19 protein-coding genes are annotated in these 23,057 nt (G+C 41.3%); 5 read left to right on the top strand and 14 right to left on the bottom strand.

Annotation, left to right across the window (positions count from 1 at the left end; translation table 11 throughout):
- Positions 1–129: 129 nt before the first annotated feature.
- From IEX80_RS03215 to IEX80_RS03200, 4 genes are all read right to left on the bottom strand, one after another.
- Positions 130–2,229: a hypothetical protein gene (locus IEX80_RS03215; protein ID WP_188831895.1), complete on the bottom strand. Its 2,100-nt coding sequence runs from the start codon at positions 2,227–2,229 to the stop codon at positions 130–132.
- 47 nt (positions 2,230–2,276) lie between these two features.
- Complete coding sequence (locus IEX80_RS03210) at positions 2,277–3,377, bottom strand: S8 family peptidase (RefSeq protein WP_188831894.1); 1,101 nt, start codon at positions 3,375–3,377, stop codon at positions 2,277–2,279.
- Positions 3,377–4,432, bottom strand: coding sequence for a hypothetical protein (locus IEX80_RS03205; RefSeq protein ID WP_176624600.1), 1,056 nt, complete (start codon positions 4,430–4,432; stop codon positions 3,377–3,379). Before IEX80_RS03205 ends, IEX80_RS03210 begins: the two co-directional genes overlap by 1 nt.
- A 407-nt stretch (positions 4,433–4,839) precedes the next feature.
- Positions 4,840–5,211, bottom strand: a complete 372-nt coding sequence (locus tag IEX80_RS03200; RefSeq protein WP_188831893.1) for a DoxX-related protein — start codon at positions 5,209–5,211, stop codon at positions 4,840–4,842.
- A 150-nt stretch (positions 5,212–5,361) separates the two neighbouring features.
- Here IEX80_RS03200 and IEX80_RS03195 point away from each other — a divergent pair, with 150 nt between their 5' ends.
- Positions 5,362–6,648: a hypothetical protein gene (locus IEX80_RS03195; protein WP_229701497.1), complete on the top strand. Its 1,287-nt coding sequence runs from the start codon at positions 5,362–5,364 to the stop codon at positions 6,646–6,648.
- On the opposite strand, the gene IEX80_RS03190 is transcribed toward IEX80_RS03195, so the two are convergent.
- The 3 genes from IEX80_RS03190 to IEX80_RS03180 all read right to left on the bottom strand — a co-directional run bounded on the left by IEX80_RS03190 (position 6,630) and on the right by IEX80_RS03180 (position 8,118).
- Positions 6,630–6,953 (bottom strand): HTH domain-containing protein, encoded by a 324-nt coding sequence (locus IEX80_RS03190; RefSeq protein ID WP_188831891.1) that lies wholly within the window; start codon positions 6,951–6,953, stop codon positions 6,630–6,632. The genes IEX80_RS03195 and IEX80_RS03190 overlap by 19 nt on opposite strands.
- A gap of 104 nt (positions 6,954–7,057) precedes the next feature.
- Complete coding sequence (locus tag IEX80_RS03185; RefSeq protein WP_188831890.1) at positions 7,058–7,633, bottom strand: dihydrofolate reductase family protein; 576 nt, start codon at positions 7,631–7,633, stop codon at positions 7,058–7,060.
- 62 nt (positions 7,634–7,695) lie between these two features.
- Positions 7,696–8,118 (bottom strand): DoxX family protein, encoded by a 423-nt coding sequence (locus IEX80_RS03180; protein ID WP_090525498.1) that lies wholly within the window; start codon positions 8,116–8,118, stop codon positions 7,696–7,698.
- Positions 8,119–8,276: 158 nt separating this feature from the next.
- On the opposite strand from IEX80_RS03180, the gene IEX80_RS03175 reads away from it, so the two are divergent.
- Both IEX80_RS03175 and IEX80_RS03170 read left to right on the top strand, forming a co-directional pair.
- Positions 8,277–9,257 (top strand): GlxA family transcriptional regulator, encoded by a 981-nt coding sequence (locus tag IEX80_RS03175; protein WP_090525495.1) that lies wholly within the window; start codon positions 8,277–8,279, stop codon positions 9,255–9,257.
- 230 nt (positions 9,258–9,487) lie between these two features.
- Positions 9,488–10,882: an arginine decarboxylase gene (locus IEX80_RS03170; RefSeq protein ID WP_090525492.1), complete on the top strand. Its 1,395-nt coding sequence runs from the start codon at positions 9,488–9,490 to the stop codon at positions 10,880–10,882.
- Positions 10,883–10,939: 57 nt separating this feature from the next.
- Here the strand turns inward: IEX80_RS03170 and IEX80_RS03165 are convergent, their stop codons facing one another.
- From IEX80_RS03165 to IEX80_RS03135, 7 genes are all read right to left on the bottom strand, one after another.
- A complete protein-coding gene (locus IEX80_RS03165; protein WP_090525490.1) occupies positions 10,940–11,173 on the bottom strand; it encodes a hypothetical protein in 234 nt (77 codons plus the stop codon).
- 18 nt (positions 11,174–11,191) lie between these two features.
- On the bottom strand, positions 11,192–11,593 hold the full coding sequence (locus tag IEX80_RS03160) for a hypothetical protein (RefSeq protein WP_090525488.1): 402 nt from the start codon (positions 11,591–11,593) through the stop codon (positions 11,192–11,194).
- Between the two features lie 261 nt (positions 11,594–11,854).
- Entirely contained in the window at positions 11,855–12,871 is a 1,017-nt protein-coding gene (locus IEX80_RS03155; protein WP_090525486.1) for a PorP/SprF family type IX secretion system membrane protein, read from the bottom strand.
- Position 12,872: 1 nt separating this feature from the next.
- Positions 12,873–16,406, bottom strand: a complete 3,534-nt coding sequence (locus tag IEX80_RS03150) for a PKD domain-containing protein (RefSeq protein WP_188831889.1) — start codon at positions 16,404–16,406, stop codon at positions 12,873–12,875.
- A 645-nt stretch (positions 16,407–17,051) separates the two neighbouring features.
- Entirely contained in the window at positions 17,052–17,756 is a 705-nt protein-coding gene (locus IEX80_RS03145; protein WP_090525482.1) for an NUDIX hydrolase, read from the bottom strand.
- Between the two features lie 173 nt (positions 17,757–17,929).
- Complete coding sequence (locus IEX80_RS03140; RefSeq protein WP_176624584.1) at positions 17,930–19,690, bottom strand: ABC transporter ATP-binding protein; 1,761 nt, start codon at positions 19,688–19,690, stop codon at positions 17,930–17,932.
- Positions 19,691–19,724: 34 nt separating this feature from the next.
- Positions 19,725–21,479 (bottom strand): ABC transporter ATP-binding protein, encoded by a 1,755-nt coding sequence (locus tag IEX80_RS03135; protein ID WP_090525478.1) that lies wholly within the window; start codon positions 21,477–21,479, stop codon positions 19,725–19,727.
- A 247-nt stretch (positions 21,480–21,726) separates the two neighbouring features.
- Between IEX80_RS03135 and IEX80_RS03130 the strand changes: the two genes are divergently transcribed.
- Both IEX80_RS03130 and IEX80_RS03125 read left to right on the top strand, forming a co-directional pair.
- Positions 21,727–22,359: a MarR family winged helix-turn-helix transcriptional regulator gene (locus IEX80_RS03130; protein ID WP_188831888.1), complete on the top strand. Its 633-nt coding sequence runs from the start codon at positions 21,727–21,729 to the stop codon at positions 22,357–22,359.
- Positions 22,360–22,386: 27 nt separating this feature from the next.
- Complete coding sequence (locus IEX80_RS03125) at positions 22,387–22,986, top strand: GNAT family N-acetyltransferase (protein ID WP_188831887.1); 600 nt, start codon at positions 22,387–22,389, stop codon at positions 22,984–22,986.
- The last annotated feature ends 71 nt before the right edge of the window (positions 22,987–23,057 follow it).

Raw genomic sequence — 23,057 nt, 5'->3', positions numbered from 1 at the left:
GCGGCAGCCGCCGAACCGTTATCTGAACAGGATACTCCAGTAAAAGTTTTATCAATTTCAAGCTATAAATGGCGCTGCCATCCTTCGCCCTCGATTTATCGTTGGCCGACGAACCGTTGATCAAATCTGTTAACGTCCTTTAGTAAACAAATTGAGTATCGGTATATCAACTAAAACCCCCACCGACCAACGTGTATATAACTTATTATCGCCGTAAGTGTTAGTTATCACATCTTTATTGGCTCCTGTTAAACTAACGCTACGCAAATTTGGCGCAACCTGGAAACCACCCGAAATTGAGATTGGCGTGGATGGTATGCCTACAGATAAAAACAAACCTGGGCTTATGATATTCTTCAGCTCAATTTTAGGCACCTGCGCTACAGTGGCGCTGGTATCTTTTGCTACCGGGGTACTTCCGGATGTAAAACGGTATGAAGCAAGTGCGCCGATATCAATTAAAGAAACAAAAACAGAAGTCGACCATTTTTTATCGCCAGTAGGAACAAATAATAAACGGTGCCCCCAGCTAAATGAAATTCCTACCGGTGCTGAGAGCCCGTATGTGCCTTTATACTTTTCATCAATGCCGTGCACTTTTTCTTTACCTACATAAGGGCCAACATAGGCGTTTAGAGCGACATTAAAAATAGCCTCGCGTTTAACGGTTGAGCTGCCTACCGGTAAAGCAATTGCTTCAATAGCATTTTTTACTTCGTCGCTGTTTTTCGCTTTTGATACCTCAGCGGCAAAATTGGCATATTTAATAAACATTTTATTTATTGCCGGCCACTCGGTGAACGCTGCAATTTTCGCTTCAAGTTCATTTATTTCTTTCTTTATGGCAGTCTTGACGACTGCATCCTGCAGTTTATCATATTCTGCTTTTTTGTCTGCAAGATTTCTAACTAAATCCTGTTTTATTGGGTTAGTAACGACTTTATTAATAAACAGGTTATCGTAAACGCCACTAAGCTCAACTATGGCCGATGGGTACTGTTTTTCGTAAACATCAATGTAAACGTTGCCAAGACTCCTGGCTGATGACAGGTACTGATCAATCTTTGTGTCTTTCCGGTCAATCATTGGTATAGTAATATTGGCCGGGTCGACATTTAAAAGCAATGGTGATTTCAATAATTGCTCAAAAAGATTAAGTGATGAATTATAAAGCGCGTAATAATCCTGGTAATTAAAAGTATTTTCACCTTTTTGCTGAAGTTGCTTTAAATTAATGAAATACCTGTTTGCTATTGTTGCTTTTTGGATAAATTCAATGTTATAACTCTGATAAATTTCCTCAAACTTTAAAAAGTCACCACTACGATCTTTCAGAAACTGCTTCATTGACCCCTCTTTAAAATTAATGTCTTTTTTTTCCAATTGCTGATAAAGCAAACCAAGGTAGATTTGGAAAGTTACAGGGTTACTAAACAGCATCTTCGCCGAATCGGCATCGACCCAGTATTTATCTCTCTGATTTGACCGTAATGATTGTGAAAAAAGATCAAAAGCTTGCAATGCCGGATATACATTTTCATTTACAAGCTTTAAGGTGCCATTGCCTGCTTTATTAACCAGGTAGTTATGAAAAATATCCCCCGGATGCGAACCCTCATGAAACTCGTTGGCTATATACAAGGCATCGATGAAGATTATCCTGACGTGGGGCATGGCAGCAAACAATTGATCCATGCACGGGTCGTCAATCAAATTGGAAACATTGGGAAGTAATAGTGCCAGGTCTTTCTGAAATGACTCCCGCAGCAAATCTGTATAGGCGGCGTAATTATAGATCTCAACATCTATAGCTGTAAGTGATTTGTAAGTAACCGGAAATAATAACTGCAACTGCCTGGTACTATCCAGCTCCTTTTTAAACCGTGAAAAAAAGGCAGTGGAAAGTTCCTGCTTTGTTCGTTCCACTAAAAACTTTGCAAGACCGTCGGCAAGATTGGTAACATCAAGTGAGCCTATGGATTGTAGTAATCCGGATGGGCTGGGTATTGTCCCTCCGCTTGCACCGCCAGCTTCATAAATCCCGTTCAAATTAAAAAAAGGGTTTTTCTTGATAACAGTATCTACATTAGTGGTGTTCTTGAGATTAAAATAATAAGCAAACAGCGGCTTATTTTGCGGGCTGATCCTTATTTTCCCGTCTTTGTCGTAAAGGCTTTTCAAATATAACACATCATAAAAAACGCGCCTTTCGGGTTGTTGTGCAAACATTTTGCAAGACAGAAGCAAGAACAAAAAAAGGGGGGCGTATTTATATTTCATACAACATCATTAAAAAAATTCAATAAAAGTTCGGGTTTTAGCAGTGGAAGATCGAAGGATGCTGGCGGGTTTCCATCTTCGGTTATAATGAAGGTTGTTTTCTGCGTCATAGCCGCCAATTTTTCAATGATCGTAGCAAATGAATAACTAAAATTCATTTTTTGAATCATCAGCGCAATTATGCCCGATGTAATAGCCGTCGCAAAACTACTCCCGCTATCAGCTATCAATTCGTTATTCTGATCATATGATTTTATTTGCGAGCCATTGATCACCAGCGACAGGAACTCATTTATACAAGGATAGCCATTCTCCTTATCCGGAACCATGCCGACCCCGATTGTATTTTTCAAACAGGCCGGATAATATTTACTTGTATCTCCAAATACTATCGAATTTCCGATAGAACAAACAATTATTTTATTGTTAGCTACGGCATTGTTTATAGCCTCCTGAATTAAACTTAGAGTAGCCGCATTACTTATACCTGACGACCAACTTATTGACACTATATGAATATCAGTTTTTTTTGCACACCAATTAATCGCGTCAGCATATCTTTGGGCATCTCTCTCCGTGTTTTCAAATGTTCTTTTTTCGGATATTTTACAGGCGAATAAATTACATCCCGGAGCCACACCGACATAGTTGCCGCTGGTATTCCGTAGCCCAACAAGGGAAGCACAAAATGTACCATGACCGGCGTTGTCTTTTATCTCAACATTATCGCCATAAACATAATACTTACTCTGATTATAAAACAGGTCTGTTATGCCTGGCGCAATACCGGTGTCAACCACAGCAACACCAACGCCTGTACCTGCATACCGGCCCCAAATCTCCGGCAGGTTCAAGTCAATCATCCATTGCTGATAATTGCTCCCGACGCCATCTATTTGTTCGGCCCCGCCGCTCCAATAATGACTATTAGCATCGTCACCCACTTTATACCAGGTATTGTTTCCATCAAGTTCCTCTCCCTGCACAGTACCCGTTACTTCTATCTCGTCACCCGGCTCTCTTACAGCACCGGTTTGATAGGTTGTATGAGCGCCTCCTACCCTGGTATTGAGCAGCTTGGTTACTTTAATACGCATTAGCCTACTGGTTTTACGGTTACGGTGGTATTCTTAGTTGGTGTGGTTGCTTCTTCTTCAGGCTTTTTGCCTGCCGCACGTAAACTTACAATTTTATTGATCAAATCGAACCAAAAGGGAGCGCCTAACATTAAAGCGATAGCTGTTAATAATAAACCCGTTATCTTGATTAAAAGGGACAAAAGGCTTTGGCAGAATGTTTTACCCTTCAAATCTGGAGTATTTTGTGCCGTCCAACCTACAGGAATACCAGAGCTTACCAGAAACGTACTAACTGTGCTGATTTGCTGGGCGACTTTTTTTCCGTTAGGTGCGTTTTTACTTGTATCGGCAGGTATGTTTTTAATAACCGTTACTTTGCTGGCTTCAAACTTTATCGTATCAGTTTTAGGATTATATCCTTTTTCGTTTACTTGTTTAACTACGGTTTGTAAATTATCGGCTGTATGTTTCAGTGCTTCCTGGTTACCCCAAAGCTTGTTCACAATATTTATGGTATCAACATTCAAGGAGGCACAGATTACCACCGAAATAATAAATACAATAAGCTGAGACGATCGTTTATAAACTCCCGAGGCCCTGTCCATGGCCGAATTATAAAATGTTTCGATCTGTTTTTGAAAACTCTGAAGATCGCCCTGGGCGCGTTCATAAAAATTAAGAAGAAGTTTCCTGATACCGGCAGAGATACCAACCTGTGCCGCTATTCCATCATCTGTTAAAACGTCCCTGATCTTATTCATATCAAGGATAATATTTTTATCGTCTTTAAACTGATCCATTAAAGCCGCGGCAAAATTGCCCGCTGGGATATATGATGGCAAACTGTTTAAATCCTTTTTTAAAGATGTAATGTTCGGATTGTTATAAAGCTTTTCAGCTATTTTTTTCCAGTCCTGGTCAAAAAGTAAACAGTCAATAGCATTTTTCAGATACTCTCCCCGCTTATTAAGCAGAGCGGATAGATACTCATGAATTGTGCTAACAGTTAGACTGAGCGAAAAATAGGTGAACGACAGCGTGAGCGCAAGATCGATAATTGGGGAATTAAACATAAGGTTGCTGGTTTAACAGACATAAAAATGTTTCCCAATTTACAAAGCAATCGGCCAAATATCAATCCGTTAAAATACGGTATTTTCATACGTAATTTTGCGCAAAAACCAGAGGTTCCCTCGTTTTAAACTTGTACCAGACAGGTGGTGTGAGGCTGGATAATTTATGCTTTTAATGACCGTTAGCCGGCTTGCTTGTGCAAGCCGGCTAACAGGTGGATATATATAATTGTTGGTAAGTGTTTGCACAATTCGGCTTCCCTATTTATCCAGTTCAGTTATGATCTTTTTAGGATTATCTACTTTATTCAAACAGCAACTGTATCGGCCGTTTTTTTTGTTCATGAGATAAGCTGATTTCGTTCACACAACAAACGCATTCAGGTTACATACGATAGGATATAATTTTACCCCTGCCGATCATAGATAGCCGCAAGTATAAAGGCACATGATGCGAGCCCTGTATCTTTCAGGGCATTGGTTATTTTACCTGCATCGAAATGACTGTCGATCAGCAGCGGGATATGGATCGTTAAAATAAACACCCATATCATACATCCTAATAAAAAACATCCCCATTGAGCATACAGATTAACATAGATACTAATTGCAGCGGCTATAAGTGCAACCGCCGTAAGATATACCCAAAATAGATGGAATGGGATCCAGCCGGGTACAAGCGTTGCCACAAAATCGGCATACATAAAATGCTGGATACCGAATATGAACGTTACTGTGGCATAAATGTATGCACTGATCCTGCTTAGTATTTGTTTCATTGTTGGTTAGGTTATGGTATATTAGGCTTAATTTTCGAATTGCTGATAAAATTAGTTCGCCCGCCAGGCTATTGCAATTCACAGCCTGTACAAGTTGGTACAAGCCTGTACAAATAATATTTGAACTGATTTACCGGCTATTTTTGACCAATGGATATGCCTGCACAAGCGTTGCTTATTACCGAACTGATAAAACAATACGAGGCCTTCACCGGCTGGGGCGACAGTAGTAACTGGAAGAACCAGGATTTTATAAACCTTAGCGAAAAGATAAGGGAGAAGACCGGCGCTTCTATTAGCCACGTTACGCTGAAGCGCATCTGGGGCAAAGTTAAATATGACAGCCTGCCCAATACCTATACCATGGATACGCTGGCTCAGTTTTTAGGTTATGAAAACTTCAGGGTATTCAGTATGCGGTTTGTTCCTGCTGATATATCGGTCAATCTCCCTCAACCGAAACCCCGGCCTGTAAAAAAACAGTTCAGATCAATGCGCTATGCTTTGGGCGCTTTAACGCTGATGGGTATTTTATTGGTTTTGATAATAGCTTCACGTACCGAACATTCGAAAACAACACCGGCTATCAACCCTAAGGATTATACTTTCAGCAGTAAAAAGGTGATCACATCAGGATTACCTAATTCAGTTGTGTTTGATTTTGATGCAAGTAAATCTCCATATGATTCGGTAGCTATTCAGCAATCATGGGACAGGCATTTACGGGTTAACGTTTCCAAAAACGACCGCCAGCATACGTCCATTTATTATTTCCCCGATTTCTATTACGCCAAGCTTATTGTCGGTGGAAAAATTGTAAAACAGCATGAATTGTTTATTGAATCGAACGGATGGCTACCCGTAGTTGAAAAGCAGCCTGTTCCCGTTTATTATGAAAAAATGGATGCCTTAGGCGATGGTAAGCTTTCCCTATCGCCCGAAAAGATCAAAGAGCGAAATATTGCCCTGCAGCCTGCCCCTCCTTTTGTGGTTTATACCAATGTAAGCGATTACGGCGAGATTTACAGCGATGATTTCACATTTGAAACATCCGTAAAAAACAACTATAACGAGGGCGCGGCTGCTTGCCGTCTAAGTACTGTTTATATACTGTGTAAAGGCACTGCTATCTGGATTCCACTAAGTACTAAAGGCTGTGTATCTGATCTCGACATGTATTTTGCAGGTTATGAGGCATCCGGTAAAAAACATGATCTATCGGCCTTTGGGGTAGATTTTGAAAAATATGTATCGCTTAAAATTGAATCACACAATGGAAAGGCACTGATTTTCATTGATAACAAACCTATTTACACAGTGAATAAAGGAATCAGTCGGGCTAAAATAATCGGGATTGTTTTCCGGTTCCAGGGTACAGGATCGGTAGATTATGTGCGGTTAAAAAATGGAAAGGTAAACTACGACGATGAGTTTTGAGGATCATTATTTACCACACGCGGGATAATTGATAACATTTCATTTTTTATGGCCGCCGGAATAACCAGCATAGGCTGAGAAATGATGTCATTTTTTCTATCGGGTGAAGGGCAGCTTGCGACTAAAACCAAACACCCCTTTTCAGCTTCAAAGGTCACTGTTATTTTTAATTGCTTCAGGCACTCAAGGTCCTGATAGGCTGTACGGGTACTGATATGAAAATGTGATTTCAGCAGGTCGATAGAAACCATATCCCTGGTTTGCAGCAGCACCAATACTCTGAGCAACCTGTCGGCTCTGTTCATAACGGATCACATTTTTATATACAAAGGTGCAACGCGCTATTGACAACAGTGTGTCAGCAGTAAAGATGCGTTTTAACCCGGTTGGTTTGATTCTGTTACCTAAGTTAATTATGTGATTGATAAACCATCAAAATAACACCCGATGAAAAAACTTTCTTTAAAACCAGTTTTAAAGGTAAGGTATTTTTTACCCCCTTGAAAAGTGCTTTACCATTGCCTAAAATTACCGGGTGGATCCAAAACTGGTACTCATCAACCAAATTCGCGGTCACCAGTTTTTTAACCACACTGATGCTTCCGTAAGTAAGGATGTCACGGCCATGCTGCTTTTTTAAATGCTCAACAGCTTTCTTCAGATTTCCTTTGAGCAGTAATGAATTGTTCCACCACACGGAGGTCATTGTTGAGGACATAACCACTTTTAGGTAGTTGTTCATCATATCTGCATAAGCAATATCCGTACGCGGAAAGTTCATGCACTTGGCCTGAAAAGGCCAATAGGCAGCCATAGCCTGATAGGTGTTTTTACCCAATAAAATAGTATCGGCCCGGCTAAGCAATTCTGTTGTTGTCTCGGCTATTTCATCCGTCCAGTATTGATAGTGCCAATCAAGGCCCTCATCCTCCGCCGCTACAAAACCATCCAGCGTAATGTTTAAGGATACAATTAGTTTGCGCATGGTGATAAACAAGCAAACCGGGTTTATTGATAAACCCGGAATTTATAATTAAACTAAAAACATTAAGCCAGTTCGGTATTTCCGGCAAGTTTGGTATTGGTTAAGCCCAGCTCTTTTACCTGCTCATACCTTTTCCATAAATAGTAGGTAAGGAACATAACAAGCAGCATAACTACCGGCGGAATGAGCATAGCTGCCCCGGCTCCAACAGCAAGCCATGATAAAAATGCACCGATAAAGCTGATGGTGAAGCCTGAATAAGCCCATTCTTTAATAACCTGATACCTGGTTTGAGCTATGGCCAGTACACCTGCTATTTTTGCCGCCCCCATAATAACCATGAGGTAAAAAGGGTAACCAAGTTTAGCTAATGAATCTTTGCCTGCCTGCTGCATTGTGATCCCTCCGTATGCATCGCCAAGCATAGCTAATAAAAAAAGGACGGTAAAGATCCAATAAAGGGTTTTAATTGTTTTTGGTTTCATGATGATATTTGTTTTGTGTGATTTACATATTTGTTAACGATACAAAGTTATCTCGGGCGATAAAGTTGTGTAGCACGTAAAAAGGACTTGTTAAGGGGTTGTTTGCGACTTTAGTGTTCGCTATCTTTATCCCAGATAACCAGTTATACAATAATAAAATGAAACATGTTGCCATCCTGATACCCAACGAAGCAGTTTTAGCCAGCATCGTTGACGCCCGAACCATTTTTACAGGCGCCAACGATTTTTTACAATCCATGGGGAGGCAACCTGTTTTTGACGTACAGATGGTTGGGCTTTCTAAAGAAGTTAAGGTGCATGGCGGCATGTTTTCGGTTCATACGGATATTTTGTTAAGCGATCTGCAAAAAAGCGATATGGTGATCATCCCTGCCATAAGCGGCGATCTTCAAAATGCGGTAAACGTAAACCGGGATTTTGTACCGTGGATCATCAACCAATATAACAACGGCGCCGAAATAGCAAGTCTTTGTATCGGCTCATTCATATTGGCCTCTACAGGGTTATTGAACGGTAAAGAGTGTTCCAGCCATTGGATTACAGCTGATGCCTTCAGAAATATGTTCCCGGAAGTGAAGCTGGTTGACGGGCGTATTGTTACCGAACAGCAGGGTTTATATTCAAGCGGCGGCGCTACCTCTTACTGGAGTTTATTACTGTTATTGATTGAAAAATATGCTGGTCGGGATATAGCCATCATGGCCGCCAAGATCTATGCTTTAGAGATCGACCGGAAAAGTCAGTCCCCATTTGCTATGTTCACCGGGCAAAAAAAACATGAAGACAATCCTATAAAGCAAGCCCAGGAATACATAGAGAATAACGTTACCGAAAAAATCTCAGTTGAAGACCTGTCATCAATGTATGCTATTGGCCGCAGGCATTTTGAACGCCGGTTTAAAAAAGCCACCAACAATACCCCGGTCGAATATATACAGCGCGTAAAAATTGAAGCAGCCAAAAAACAATTGGAAAGTACCCCCAAAAACATCAATGAGGTAATGTATGATGTTGGGTATACCGATGCCAAAGCATTTCGTACAGTTTTTAAAAAGATCACCGGGCTCTCGCCAATTGATTACCGTAATAAATATAACAAAGAAGCGGCTGTAGCATAGGTATGTCCATCAGAATTTTGAATTTCTGCTAACCCTCGGTCACCTATACTCCAGGTTTGTTATTATCGAAAATATCTATTGATTATCAACCGGAACCTGCTGTATTGCAGTAAGTACTGGCCAATCCGGCTTCTACCTCAAAAACATTACATTCTGTCAATAAAATTAATCCTAACAAATAGCCAAATATTCCGTTTAAAAATTACATTTTTGCCCCAAAATTTTTAAGGATGCAGAGTTATCAGGAATTTCTTGACTTAAGTGTAGGCTTTCCACAGGATGGTTTTGAGATCATCGACGATGAACTATACTTTCAGGACCTAAATTTGATGGAGATGATTGAAACGTACGGTACTCCCTTACGCTTTACTTATCTGCCTATGATATCCAAAAAGATCCAGCAAGCTAAACTGCTGTTTCAACAGGCCATCATCAAAAACAACTATCGCGGCAGTTATAAATACTGCTATTGTACCAAGAGCTCGCATTTCAAGCACATTGTTGAAGAAGCCCTGAAAAACGAGATCCACCTGGAAACATCATCGGCCTTTGATATGCCGATGATTGATGCACTGGAGAAAAAAGGTACTGTAACAAAGGATATAACCGTAATATGCAACGGCTTTAAAACCTTCCAGTACAAAACATATATTATTGATATGCTGCATGATGGCTTTAAAAACATCATTCCGGTATTGGATAATAAAGAAGAATTTAACCTTTACGACGACGAAATTGAGATGGACACCCCTTGCAATCTGGGCATCCGGATCGCAGCTGAAGAACAGCCTGATTCTCAGTTTTATACTTCACGTTTGGGTGTGCGTATGGAAGATGTTATTGATTTTTATCATAACAAAATTGAGGATAACCCTAACTTCCAGGTTAAGCTGTTACATTTCTTCATCAACTCCGGTATATCCGATACACCATACTACTGGAACGAGCTTGAAAAATATGTAACTCTTTACTGCAAATTCAAAAAAGTAAACCCGCATCTGGATACGCTTGATATTGGCGGTGGTATGCCATTTAAAGATTCACTGGTTTTCGATTTTGATTATGAATACATGATCAACGAAATAGTAAGCCGGATCAAAGAGATATGTGCTGAGCATGATACCATGGAACCGGATATCATTACCGAATTCGGTAAGTATACTGTAGCCGAAGCTTCTGGTATCCTATACAAGGTATTAGGCCGTAAACAACAAAACGACCGCGAACGCTGGCTGATGCTTGATGGCTCGTTTATTACCAATCTGCCTGACGTTTGGGCGTTGAACCAAAAATATATCCTGTTGCCGGTTAACAACTGGGATTCGGAATACGAACGTGTAAACCTTGGGGGTATCACCTGCGACGGGCAGGATTATTACAACCAGGAAGCGCATATGAACAGCGTATTTATGCCTAAAACCCGTAAGGTGCAATATTTAGGCTTCTTTAATACCGGCGCCTACCAGGAAGTATTAAGTGGCTACGGCGGTATCCACCACTGCCTACTGCCATCACCCAAGCATGTGATCATTCGCCGTAACAGGGACGAAACGTTTAACTTTGAGGTGTTTGGAGAAGAGCAAAACAGCAAGCAAGTATTGAAAATTCTGGGTTATACCACGTAATTGTAAATCTAATCATAACAGCATAAAAAAGGTGGCCATTTCGGTCACCTTTTTTGCTTAACGGCCTATTGTGCCATCTCCGACACCTGCTCCTTCAACATTTGGATCCGGAAGATCAGCCAGGCTCCCATCCTCATGTAAAACTTTAAAGTGTTTTCTTTGAGGACCTTTTGTTTCAAGACAGGGGTTGTTTCGGGCAGCATAGTTATAGCTGTCTTTAATGTTACTTTCCCTGGTCTCCTTAATATTACCCTGCCGGGAAGCAGGATAGTCATTTTTATAATCATTCATGATTATACCCTCCTTTTACTAAATTCCTTCAGTTCCTGGTTCATGACCAACCATCCTGCCGGTGGTGCGTCCTTGCGGGCGGCTCTCAAAATCAGTTTTAGCGGGGCCTACCGATGGAAATTCCTTTTTATTCGGCGGTGTTACATCTGTTTGCTCGCTAAATGAGGTGTCGGCGCTTCTGTTGGGCTGGTCAATCTCCGATTGACTATGGGTACCCACCTGTTCGTCTTCGGGTTTTTCTACTTCAGGCTGTTCATCATAGTCTACTATATCGTCTACCTCATCCAGATCATCATCATCGTTTTCAAGATCACGGTTTGGATAGGCTTCATCACCATTCACAGAAAATGAGTTGGTGTTGTTTTCAAAATCATTACGATCATTATCCTGGTTTCCCCAGTTTTCATTATTGGTATTCATAGGTTTTAATTTTAGTTGTTATTTAATAAACCTACGAAACAATTGTATTGTTTTATTTTTTATCCTTTTAAGAAATTAAATATCGTAAATTAAAACTATTATAGTTGTAATTATTAGGAAGCTTCAAAATAGTTTATAAATGTTATGCAGCATGGCATAATTGCGCCTTCGCGAGCCGAACCGGATTACAGAGCTTGATTCGGACTAATCTCGAACGATACGGCAGTTTATCCGCCAGTATATTAAAAACGCTTTTTAAAATTAAAAAGTATGCTGAGGGCAAGTTACTTTATATCGATTATTAAGCAGGATGCCTAACACAATTTCATGCGAACCATGACTCACCGTATTTAGGGCAGATGTTGTAAAATCGTATGAGTAGCCAACATTAATAAGCGAACTCAGGTTAAATCCAACCAATGCCGCGTATGAATCATTGCGGCGGTATGAACCACCAATCCAGAACCTGTCTTTAAATGACATTTTCATGTTCACATCAAAAGTTACCGGAACCGGTGCTATAAATTTCAACAAGGCTGAAGGCATAAGCGTAATATCATCAGATACGAAAAGCTTAACGCCGCCGGTCACAAAATAATGGGGTACCGTTTTGTTTTGTACAGCAGTTGTCGAAGTAGTTACATATAAATTTTGCGGAAGGATTTGCTGTACCGACGCACCAAAAAAATAATTAGATGAATAAGCCCATACGCCTACTCCCAAATCAGGTTTCCACTGCGCGCCCGCGATGCTATTAATGGTTGGGTCATTTTGGTCAACATAAGTGAGTTTACTTTTGTCAATAATATTATGACTTACTCCGGCAGACACCCCTACCGCTAAATTCAATGTTTCGGTGAGGCCGAGGTGATAAGCGTAAGTAGCGTCAATATTGGTTTGTGTTATCGGGCCTGTTTTATCAGACACCACCATTAAGCCCACGCCATGATGCGGCTCCGCAGCCATGTAATTTTGTGTATATGACCTGCTTGATGGGTTTAAACCTCCACCCGCAGGAAATGCAGTAGCATCGCCCTGTAAAAACCGGTTACCTATAGGCGCGTTTACTGAAAAATAGGATGTTACCGGCGCGCCTTCAAGCCCTGTCCATTGGCTGCGATAACCCAGTTTTACATCGGTATAGTTTTCAATACCGCTTAACGCAGGATTTAAAAGGTAATTATTGAATACGTATTGAGTGTACTGCGGCCGTTGCTGTGCTTTTGCTAATTGAATTGTTACGGCAATAATAAGTAGAGTATATAAAATTCGCTTCATTTTATCTGATAATGGTCACATTACCTGCAATAACCTCCCGGCCATTTTTCGGATCAATAATATAATAATAAGTCCCGGGAGGCAAATATGAGCCTTTGTATTTCCCATCCCAGGGTATACTATAACCAATTGACGAATATACCTTTTCTCCGAATCGGTTGTATACGTCAACCTTATTATTTGGATAACTTTCTAAATATTTAACATTCCAAATGTCATTTACCCCATCTCCATTAGGCGTAAACACATTGGGAACGACTAAAAACTTTAAAACCTTTACCGATACGCTGGCCATAGCCTGGCATCCATGTGCCGATGTAACCACTACCTGATAGGTAATATCCTGCGACGGACTTGCAACAGGATTAGCCACATTATCATGATCAAGGCCTGTTGCTGGTGTCCATTTATAACTTAAGTTATTATCGTTTACTATGGGTTTTAAAACACGCTTTGTGCCTTCAAGCATAGTAAAATCCGGCCCCAACGTTACAACAGGCGATGCATCTACCTTAACCTGCTGCATAACTGTATCAGCGCACGCGTCCCGGGTGGTATAAATGTACATGATATCAAATTCGCCGACGCCCGAAACAGCAGGGTTAAACACACCATCTGTACTAATCCCTGTTCCTGAAAACACACCGGAGCCAACAGGGCCCTGAGGTTTTGGCAACAATTTTTTGGGCTCCGATTCGATACAAAAAACCGGCGCCTGATCAAAGATGACGACAGGCGATGCTTTTAAATTAACCGGGATTTCTGCGACATCAGAGCATGATGTACCCGAATATGCAATTACTCGCAAGGTAACCTGCCGCGATCCTGATGTAAATAAAGGGTATTTATGCCTGAGTTGCATTCCATATACCGGATGGTCATAAACTATCGTAGTTGATGGGTCGTTGATGTCATAAGTAACCTCCAGCCGGGTAATCTCGCCGAAATTAACCGAGGATTGGTTTTCAAAAAATACTTCCTGAGCGCTGCACAAACCAGCCGGATCCTTAATAATTACTTTAGCTTTTGGTTTGCTACCGTTAATTGTTAATGACTTTGAAGCCGATGTAAAAGAGCATCCATTTTTTGAAGTAACCTTAAGTGTAACCTGATAGTTGCCGGCTAAAAACTTGTGCTTCGGGTTTTTCCCGTGGGAAATATTCGGGTTAGCTGGTGTTGCATTAGGGTCACCAAAATTCCAATCGTAGGTAAATTCAGCTTCTGTGGCATCAGCAATTGTGCTTCGATCAGTAAACTGAACAAAGTCATCTTCACAGGCATCGGGCAATAAAAAATCCACTACCGGCACAGGATAAACTTTAACAGGCAGCGGGGCTATATTACTTGTACAACCATTATCATTTGTGACGGTTAGCTTAACTAAATAATCTCCCGGTTCACTAAATGTATGGTTAAATGGGTTCTTGCTTTTAAGAATTTCAACCGGTGTGCCATCACCAAAGTCCCATTGCCAGCTAATGATACTTCCTTCGGCAGATGTGGACTTATCCGTAAATGTAACATCCTGACCTGTACAGCTCGGCGACGAATAGCTAAAAGATGCAAGAGGTGGTTTTGATATATGGATCTTTATTGGATCAGATGCAGCGCCGCATCCATTTTCATTGGTAACAAAAAGTTTAACCAGGTAATAACCGGGTTGGGCATATTTGTGTACAGGGTTTTGCACAACATCAGTTAACCCATCGCCAAAGTCCCATCGCCATGTTTTAATTTGCCGTGTACCTGAGGTTGACTGGTCGGTGAATTGAACATCGCTGCCAAAACAGGTATTTGCAAAATTGAACTTTACAACCGGTGGCAATGATATATTAAAATCAAACTCTATATCTTCGTTCGATCCGCATTCATCTGCAATAGGGTTAAATACAGTCGCCACTACACTATAATCACCGTCGATATAGGTTTTATCTACCGGACATTCATAAGTATAAAGCACCTTCGAATCCTTTATGATTGAACCGGTTGGTATTGGGTTGTCTACAACAACAGCAGCACTGCCATCCTTAAAATCCCAGCTTATTTTATTGGTTTGAAATGGCAGCGTAAGCTGCAGTTTATAATGAGTATCGACGCAGCCATTGGCCTGTACCGACTTATCCGAAAGATTTAATAAGGCAATGAACTCATTCAGGTTTTTAAGGTTGGTGCCTGCAGCATAACCGTATGATTCCGTTTTGCCAAACCCATAGGCAATTGCGTTGAACCCGTCTGAAGCTTTGATATTGTGCACGCCTGCGTTTACACTGATTTGTGCATAGGAGTAAATACTGTTCGGCACAGGAGAAAACTGGGTATAAGGTTCTCCATCGAGTGAAAACGTTGGCACTGCAGTTGTTTTAATAATAACATTAATAAAATTATTCAGGATCCTATAGTTTCCGGTTGAGTTTAGCGTAACGTGATCGAGTGTTTGTTCAATCGGGGTCAGATAGATCATTTCAGGATCACCTGTATCACCTTGAATAAACTGGCAATTTAAACCTTCGCCCTGGGTTACCGCATATTGCACTACCTGGATTGGTTTATCGGCAGTGATAACATTAGTCGTAGTTGATGTAAACTCGTAATACAAACCATTGTTTAGCCCTCCCGTTGGCGCGGCACCGTTTACTGTAACTTTTGTATCGGGCGAACTAAGCACTATTCTTAAGATATCATAATAGCGCCCTTTTAAAGGTGCGGTCACATAGTTCTTACCCCAAACTGCTAAAGGATAAACCTGCTGAAAGAGGTTATCTGATGATCCCTTATCGCCCTGGCACCCTATGCTTATTTTTGAGCTGCCTGAGAAAACAGCGATTTTTTTACAGGCCCCGGCAGCGCTCACAATTGAGTGGATGCGGGTACCGGTAAGGTCAGTAGCTGATAATCCCTGGTATACTTCGCCTTTTTTTAAATTTACGGTAAATGGTTGGTTTGCAGGGATCCCGTTTAGCAGTGGTTGCGAGGGTGTTATTTCAACCGTGGTATTATCTTCTGTAGCTATTACCGCAAAGGTTGAATATGAGGGTACGCCTTCAGTATTTTTCGTACCGTTGTTTGAGTTTGATATTTGTTTATAGTTAATGGAGAGGTAATCTTTACCGAGCGTATTGACGGGCAGCAGAAGCGTTGCGCCCGATACATTCTCTGCAAAAATATGCGCGTAAACTGCAATAGGTTTTAACGACTTGATATGAATCCCCTTTAAAAACTGCCCCTGGTTTCCTACAAAGGCTTCGGGGGGAATAGCTACCGTTAATATATCCTTCGCCTTAACCTGGTAGGTACTTGAAAAGCTACCATCTGCAACTTCAACTGTTACAGTGGTATTTACGTCGGCAGTTATGTAAAGGTCCATCTGACTACCCCTGCCCAACGCGGTAGGACTGCCTGCTGCACCATCAACGTGATCAATATATGCAGTATAAAACTCCGTACCCTGGTTTGAACCTTGCGCGTTAGTGCAAATAGCAATGCATATGAAAATAAAAGAGAGGCTTAACGACCGCAAAAAAATTATCTTGCTCAAAAGTGTTTAGTTGAATTGGTTTGATAGTATTAAACTAACCCTTTAAAAATACAAAAACCTTTAATTGATACGGTATATGATTATATAAAATAACCATGCCGTTATTTGCCCGGTCAATTTTATAATTAGCTGCGTTTAATTTATAACTAAGCTCAAGTTGCTTTTCCGCGGATCATAAACTTCAAGAGCATTTTGGATGGTGTATTTCTGATCGTCGTGTTGCCATCGTTTGGCAATGGTTTTGGGAACTATCTCCGTGTTAACAGTGTCAGCAACATGGCTATCTATAAAACCCCACCAGCAGGTCCGGATGATAATAAAAAACACATGTTAAAACCGGACACACGCAACTAACAGGGGTTAACACGACTTAACACATTTTAAATACCAAGCATTCAAATACCTAATAATCAATTATTTATATTTTACAGGGTTAACACTAAACAGATTTTCTGAGTAGTCCCATACATTCGAATGTTGCCTGCCATTGGTAAAAGCATGCTGATAAGACCCCGACGAATTTAACCCGCATCAGGTCATAAAACAAGGGTCATTTGATGCTAATAGCTAACCGACATCATCTCGTCAGCTATATAAACAACAAGGCGTTGTCACTAAAATATTAAAACGCATTTGTCCTGCATGTTAAAAAAACTTATCAGGGTTGGGCACCAGGTTCAGGAACTTTTCAAAATTTTCCTCGTAATGTGACTGATCAAGTTTGTAGTAAAATGCACCTTTTTTTGATGAAAGCTTATCCTTTTCAGGGAGCTTTACAAGCAAACCTGTTGAAAGCAGCTTACGGCTAAAGTTCCTGTCATCAAACTTGGTTTGATAAACTCCTTCATAAAGGGCCTGTAATTGCGGAATGGTGAACTTTTCCGGAAGCAATTGAAATAAAATCGGGTGAAGCGCGGCTTTATAGCGCAGTTGTCTTTTAGCGAGGCGCACCATTTCATTATGGTCAAAGATCAAATCGGGCATCTCATCCAGTAAAAACCATTCGGGGTGATATTCTTCACTTAGTTGGGCCTCATATTTATGGATGTCGATAAGCGCGAAATAAGCAACGGAAAGGGTCCTTTCTACCGGGTCACGTTCCGGTTTACCGAATACCTGGAACTGCTCCATATACACATTCTTAAGCCCGGTGCGCAATTCAAGCACACGGTTTGCAGCGTCTTCGGGTGATTCGGTTGGTTTTATAAAACCACCTATCAGGCTCCACTTGTGTTTTTCGGGCTCAAGGCCACGCTGAACAAGCAATAACTTAATATTTGCCCCGTCGAATCCAAATATGATACAATCTGTTGCAACTAAAATGCGCGTTTCGCCGCTGTACTTATGCATAACTTAGGTTAAGTTTATATGCAATTGTAAAAATAATTTAGCAATTATTTAGTGTTGATCGGACAACTATTTTATATACCGGCAATTTATCTCCAAAATTTAAAACGATTTATCAAGTCCGGATAAAAAACAAGGCAAAACCATGATACCGCATATCCATATCCCAAGAAAGATCAGCTTACCCTCTTTCCTTGCAACAATAAATCCATAGCGTCATCAAATGATCCAGCCCTGATCACCTCACCCGAGTTTACAAAAAAGATCTCATCAGCATTTTCAATCGTATTTAAACGATGTGCTATTATTACCCTTGTAGTAGTTTTTGGCAGGTTATCCAAAATGTCGCTCAGCAATTTTTCGGTAATGGTATCAATGTTGGCTGTTGCCTCATCCAGTATCAAAATTTCCGGGTTGCGTAAAACAGCCCGCATAAAGGCAATAAGCTGCTTCTGGCCCAAGCTAATGCTGTCGCCGCCTGATAGAACTTTGGTGTCCAACCCTTCTTCAAAAATTGCCAGCAGGCTGCCCAGGTTGGCATCCCTGATCACCTGTTCCATTTCTTCGTTGGTATGATCTTGAAAAAGCTCGTTGCCATAAAGGATATTATCTCTTACCGTGCCTGTAAACAGGAACGGCTCCTGTAAAATAAAGCCTATTTTTCGGCTGCGTTCCTCGGCCGTAAAACTCCTGATATCTTTCCCGCCAAGTAACACCAACCCTTTAGTAGGGTCATACAAACGTGCTATTAATGAAGCCGTTGTTGTTTTGCCGCCACCTGTGGGGCCAACCAAGGCATAGGTTTTGCCACGCTCTAATTTAAAGCAGATATTATGGAGGATCTCCCGGCTTTCATCATAACTAAAGTGCACATGTCTGAACTCTAATAAAGCAGCATCTGGTTCGTTAATGCCTGCCTGCAGCACGGGTAAATCGGTTTCAAGGGATAAGATCTGCGAGATCCTGTCCCAGCCCGCCATCGCCAGCTGAAAGTTTGTCCATAAAGCAGCTAATTGCCTTAACGGGTTATAAAAATTGGTAGCATATGATAAGTAGCTCACCAGCAACCCGATAGAGAACATACCTTTACTGATCAGGTAGATACCAAAGCACAGGACGGTAAGCTGGGCCATACTGGCAAATAAACCATATACCGGCACAAACACGTTGTTAGCCAGGCCCGATCCGATAGCTGTTTTATAGTTTTGATTGTTAGCTATGTCAAAACGCTTCCTGAAATAATCGCGCCGGTTAAAAGCGATGATCACTTTAAAATTATTAATGCTCTCCTGGATCTCACCGCTCAATGCACCTGTACTTTTCAAATTTGCTGCATTTTTCCTTTTTATCCATGGTGATAATACCAGCGTTAAAAACAGAATGACCAAGGCCGGAGATAAAGCAGCCGCTCCCAGCTCAATATTGATAGCCAGCAAAAAAATACCGGCGCCGATCATAATAGAGATATTGCCGATAAACTGCATCAATGACTGGGAAAAGAATTGATTAAGCTTATCGGTATCGTTGTTAACCCTCGATATCAGGTCGCCGGCCTTGTTCTGATTAAAAAAGGCTACCGGCAATTGCTGTAACTTATTAAAGATAGAATTGCGCAAGGTAAACAACATCCTTTGCCCCACCCCTCCCATCAGCGTGGTTTGCTTATAGCTGGTAAATAAAGCTACCAGGTACATACAAAATAAAATAGCCGCATTATGTAAAACCCCGCTAAAATCCTTGTGCTGCACATATTTGTCAATGGTATGACCGATAATAAGCGGCCCAAGCAGGTTAAGTGTGGAGTTAACAAGGATGGCAAAAAAAGCAATGATGAGCGTACGCTTTTCATGAGCTATCAGCTGCAGCAGCTTTTTTAACCCGGCCAGCGTAGAAGTTTTTGGCTGATTTTTACCTAATTGGTTAAGATCGTAGTTCATTATAATCAATATTTTTCAGGCGCTAACTTTATGTTTAATGGCTAACACCCTGTTCGTAATTGCTGGTGCTTTGCTGTGAATTAAAGATCTGTACATAATCCGGACTGGTTTTCATCAGCTCATCATGCACGCCGCTGGCTACTATTTCGCCTTGCATCAGCAAAATGATCTGGTCGTAATGTTCAACAGAGGCAATCTTTTGGGTTACCGATATCAGTGTTAAACCCGGATAGTTCTTTTGAATATTTGCCAGGATCTTCCTTTCGGTATTGTTATCAACCCTGGCAGTAAAATCATCAAGCAGCAAAACCTTTGGATTAACTGCAAGTGCCCGGGCAAGCATAATGCGTTGCTTTTGTCCGCCCGAAAGGCTTGAGCCCCGTTCAGAAACAATAGTGCTCAATTTGTCGGGCAGGTTATCGATAAACGTACTTAACTCGGCTGTTTCAATCGCTTTTTGAAGCGATTCATCAGTCACCGTATCGCTGAAAGCGATATTTTCACGAATGCTCATATTAAAGATAATGCTATCCTGAAAAACAAAGCCAACCTGCCGGTGAAAGGTTTCACTGTCATATTCGGCAAGGGCTTTGCCGTCAAACAACACTTCACCTTCGGTAGCATTGATCAAGCCGGTGAGCAGGTACAATAATTGCGTTTTACCGGCAGATGTAGGCCCGATGATGGCGATCTTTGAACCTGCCTTAACTTTAAATGAGATGTTTTTCAGCGCCGATTTTTGGCCGTAGCTTATTGTAACGTTCCTCAGTTCCACATCGCCGCGCAAAGTATCCTTCAACGGGCCACCGTCGGTAACATCCGGCGCATTCAAAACCATGCTGATCCTCGTAAATGAAGCCGTAGCCTGGGCTATCAGGTTGCTCATGAAACCTAAAATGAATATCGGGAATATCAATAACGACAGGTAGCTGTTGAAAGCCGCGAAACTACCCAGGGTCATGCTGCCGCTGATTACGAAATGCCCGCCCATTACCAAAATAGTAAATGCTGCCATGTTAGCGGTAAACGTTACAATAGGAATGAGCCCGGCAAAAAAACCAAGGATCTTTAAACCGTAATCCTTTGCTTCGGTATTGGCGGCCAGGAATTTATTGTATTCCAACTGCTGCGAGTTGATCACCCTGATGAGTGCTGCGCCGAGTATGCTCTCATTAATTACTTTATTAAGCTGGTCGATAACGCCGCGGCTTTTCATAAACAACGCGCGCACGTTTTTCAAAACGTAAAAAAAAGTACCGCCAATGATGGGAATAATAGTGATCACAACCAGCGCAAGTTTCCAGTTAATGGTGAGCAGCATAACACTGCAGCCAATAATGATAAATAGCGACGATACAATAGAAACCAAAGCCTGCGATACGAATAGTTTGATCGAATCGATATCCGAAGTAAGGTTGGTTAACAGTTTTGAAGGGTTTGCCTGCTCGATAAAAGCATGGGTTTGGCGGGATATTTTATCAGCCAGTTGCTGCCTGAGATCACGCGCTACTTTTTCAGATGCATATATTTGCACAATTGCCTGTAAGCCTGCAAACAAAAATACCACAATTGTCGCCGTCAGAAATTTGGCCATAACCTCGTTTATCACAAAATGATGATTGGAGTAGGCATCAATACCGTTAGCTATAATTTTAGGCAGCCAAAGGTTCATGGCGTTGCCCAGTAAAGCAAATAACAGTAACAGCGCCACAAGCCCTTTATATGGTTTCAGCAAACTAAATACGCCGGGAGGTTTATTGTTTGTTTTTTTTGTAGGATCAGGTTGCATAGTGATCTTGATTTATAATTCTCTTTTGCGGGTATCAAATCGCGCTTTTATTATAGTTGACGACTGAACCTGCAAAACATTTTTATTTCAATCTAAAATTATCGAAATAAATCAGAACGGAACGGTAAGCCATTCTTATTTTCCATATATTTCTATTTCGATATAGTTTGACAAATATATTTCTATTTGGGAATAATTAAAACATTTTAGAAATAAATTTATAATTTTACACCTAAACCGGAATAAAATGAAACCAATAGTGCAATTAGTTGAAGAATGGACTGTTTTTGAAGAAGTAAGCGAACAACCTACTGTAGAAGCATTTTGCAGATACTACCTGCAAAAGCAACGCCCAAAGCCTAAACAAGCCGGCAAAAAAGGTGAGCGCATCATGAACGGCGCATACTTGCTTAAAACCCTCGGCCGCATCCTGAGCGCTTATTCACTTTATTTCCGGTCGGCAGTTAACCACATCGGCATCCCTCCTGCCGAAAGTTTCTATTACCTAAATGGTTTACTTCACCTTGGGGAGGTAAGAAAAAGCGACCTGATCAACTATATGTTTGCCGAAACAACAACCGGCATGGAAGTCATTAACCGGCTCATCCGGGAAAACAAGATAGATGAACGAACCTCCCCCGATGACAAACGGGCTAAGCTGATCAAAATAACCGAGAAGGGTATTGCGGCTCTTGACGAATATTATAAGATCTCTGGAAAAGTGGTGGAAATGACTTTTAAAGGTATCGATGATGATATTTTAACCGATTGCTATGAAATGCTAAAATATTGTGAGCAGCGGAACTCGGCTGTTGCCATCGAACTAAAAAATAAACCTTTTGACCAGATGTATGAGCTTGCAATGGCAGATAAAGCTTAACTTCAGTACCAGTAACAACAATTGACGATGAGCACTGCATTCCACCCCGAAGCAAGCTATGTTTTAGAAGACGACAGGGTACTATTACGCCCCTTGCAGGAAACTGACCTTGACCACCTGCTCCCTTTTGCCATCAATGAACCCGACACCTGGAATTACTCACTCACAAGTGCTGCCGGCGAGGATGGCATGCGAGCTTATATTAAAGCAGCTGCTAATGGCCGCACTACAGGTAGGGAATATCCTTTTATAATTTTTGATAAAGCAAGCGGCGGGTATGCAGGCAGTACCCGTTTCTATGATATTCAGCCTGCCTATCAAACCTTACAGTTAGGCTATACCTGGTATGGCGAAAAGTTCAGGGGTACGGGACTTAATAAACATTGTAAATTTTTGCTGCTTCAATTGGCTTTTGACCAACTGGGAATAGAGCGTGTGGAATTCAGGGCCGATGCTCGAAACGAGCGAAGCATAGCTGCCATGAAAAGCATTGGTTGTACAGTTGAAGGCGTTTTGCGAAATCATACGCCTCTTGCCAATGGCAGCCGCCGTGACTCGATTGTGCTGAGTATTTTAAAAGACGAATGGGAAAATAAACTAAGAGACAGCTTGAAAAGCCGCCTTTAAACTCAATGTCAGCTAAAAGTAAAGATGGCATAATACTTGGACATTCAATGGCCGGGCGTGGTAACAACCCC

Origin of the sequence: Mucilaginibacter rubeus (genome assembly GCF_014643835.1) — a bacterium.
Classification (GTDB): domain Bacteria; phylum Bacteroidota; class Bacteroidia; order Sphingobacteriales; family Sphingobacteriaceae; genus Mucilaginibacter; species Mucilaginibacter rubeus.
Note: the sequence above shows the minus strand (reverse complement) of the source record. Positions and strands in the feature narration are given on the sequence as shown.

What these genes read in the sequence shown, in the direction of transcription:
- IEX80_RS03135 (WP_090525478.1), bottom strand. Translation starts at nt 21,479, where the DNA reads ATGCAACCTGATCCTACAAAAAAAACAAACAATAAACCTCCCGGCGTA.
- IEX80_RS03205 (WP_176624600.1), bottom strand. Translation starts at nt 4,432, where the DNA reads ATGTTTAATTCCCCAATTATCGATCTTGCGCTCACGCTGTCGTTCACC.
- IEX80_RS03195 (WP_229701497.1), top strand. Translation starts at nt 5,362, where the DNA reads ATGGATATGCCTGCACAAGCGTTGCTTATTACCGAACTGATAAAACAA.
- IEX80_RS03125 (WP_188831887.1), top strand. Translation starts at nt 22,387, where the DNA reads ATGAGCACTGCATTCCACCCCGAAGCAAGCTATGTTTTAGAAGACGAC.
- IEX80_RS03155 (WP_090525486.1), bottom strand. Translation starts at nt 12,871, where the DNA reads ATGAAGCGAATTTTATATACTCTACTTATTATTGCCGTAACAATTCAA.
- IEX80_RS03190 (WP_188831891.1), bottom strand. Translation starts at nt 6,953, where the DNA reads ATGAACAGAGCCGACAGGTTGCTCAGAGTATTGGTGCTGCTGCAAACC.
- IEX80_RS03210 (WP_188831894.1), bottom strand. Translation starts at nt 3,377, where the DNA reads ATGCGTATTAAAGTAACCAAGCTGCTCAATACCAGGGTAGGAGGCGCT.
- IEX80_RS03165 (WP_090525490.1), bottom strand. Translation starts at nt 11,173, where the DNA reads ATGAATGATTATAAAAATGACTATCCTGCTTCCCGGCAGGGTAATATT.
- IEX80_RS03175 (WP_090525495.1), top strand. Translation starts at nt 8,277, where the DNA reads ATGAAACATGTTGCCATCCTGATACCCAACGAAGCAGTTTTAGCCAGC.
- IEX80_RS03180 (WP_090525498.1), bottom strand. Translation starts at nt 8,118, where the DNA reads ATGAAACCAAAAACAATTAAAACCCTTTATTGGATCTTTACCGTCCTT.
- IEX80_RS03200 (WP_188831893.1), bottom strand. Translation starts at nt 5,211, where the DNA reads ATGAAACAAATACTAAGCAGGATCAGTGCATACATTTATGCCACAGTA.
- IEX80_RS03130 (WP_188831888.1), top strand. Translation starts at nt 21,727, where the DNA reads ATGAAACCAATAGTGCAATTAGTTGAAGAATGGACTGTTTTTGAAGAA.
- IEX80_RS03160 (WP_090525488.1), bottom strand. Translation starts at nt 11,593, where the DNA reads ATGAATACCAATAATGAAAACTGGGGAAACCAGGATAATGATCGTAAT.
- IEX80_RS03170 (WP_090525492.1), top strand. Translation starts at nt 9,488, where the DNA reads ATGCAGAGTTATCAGGAATTTCTTGACTTAAGTGTAGGCTTTCCACAG.
- IEX80_RS03215 (WP_188831895.1), bottom strand. Translation starts at nt 2,229, where the DNA reads ATGTTTGCACAACAACCCGAAAGGCGCGTTTTTTATGATGTGTTATAT.
- IEX80_RS03145 (WP_090525482.1), bottom strand. Translation starts at nt 17,756, where the DNA reads ATGCATAAGTACAGCGGCGAAACGCGCATTTTAGTTGCAACAGATTGT.
- IEX80_RS03140 (WP_176624584.1), bottom strand. Translation starts at nt 19,690, where the DNA reads ATGAACTACGATCTTAACCAATTAGGTAAAAATCAGCCAAAAACTTCT.
- IEX80_RS03185 (WP_188831890.1), bottom strand. Translation starts at nt 7,633, where the DNA reads ATGCGCAAACTAATTGTATCCTTAAACATTACGCTGGATGGTTTTGTA.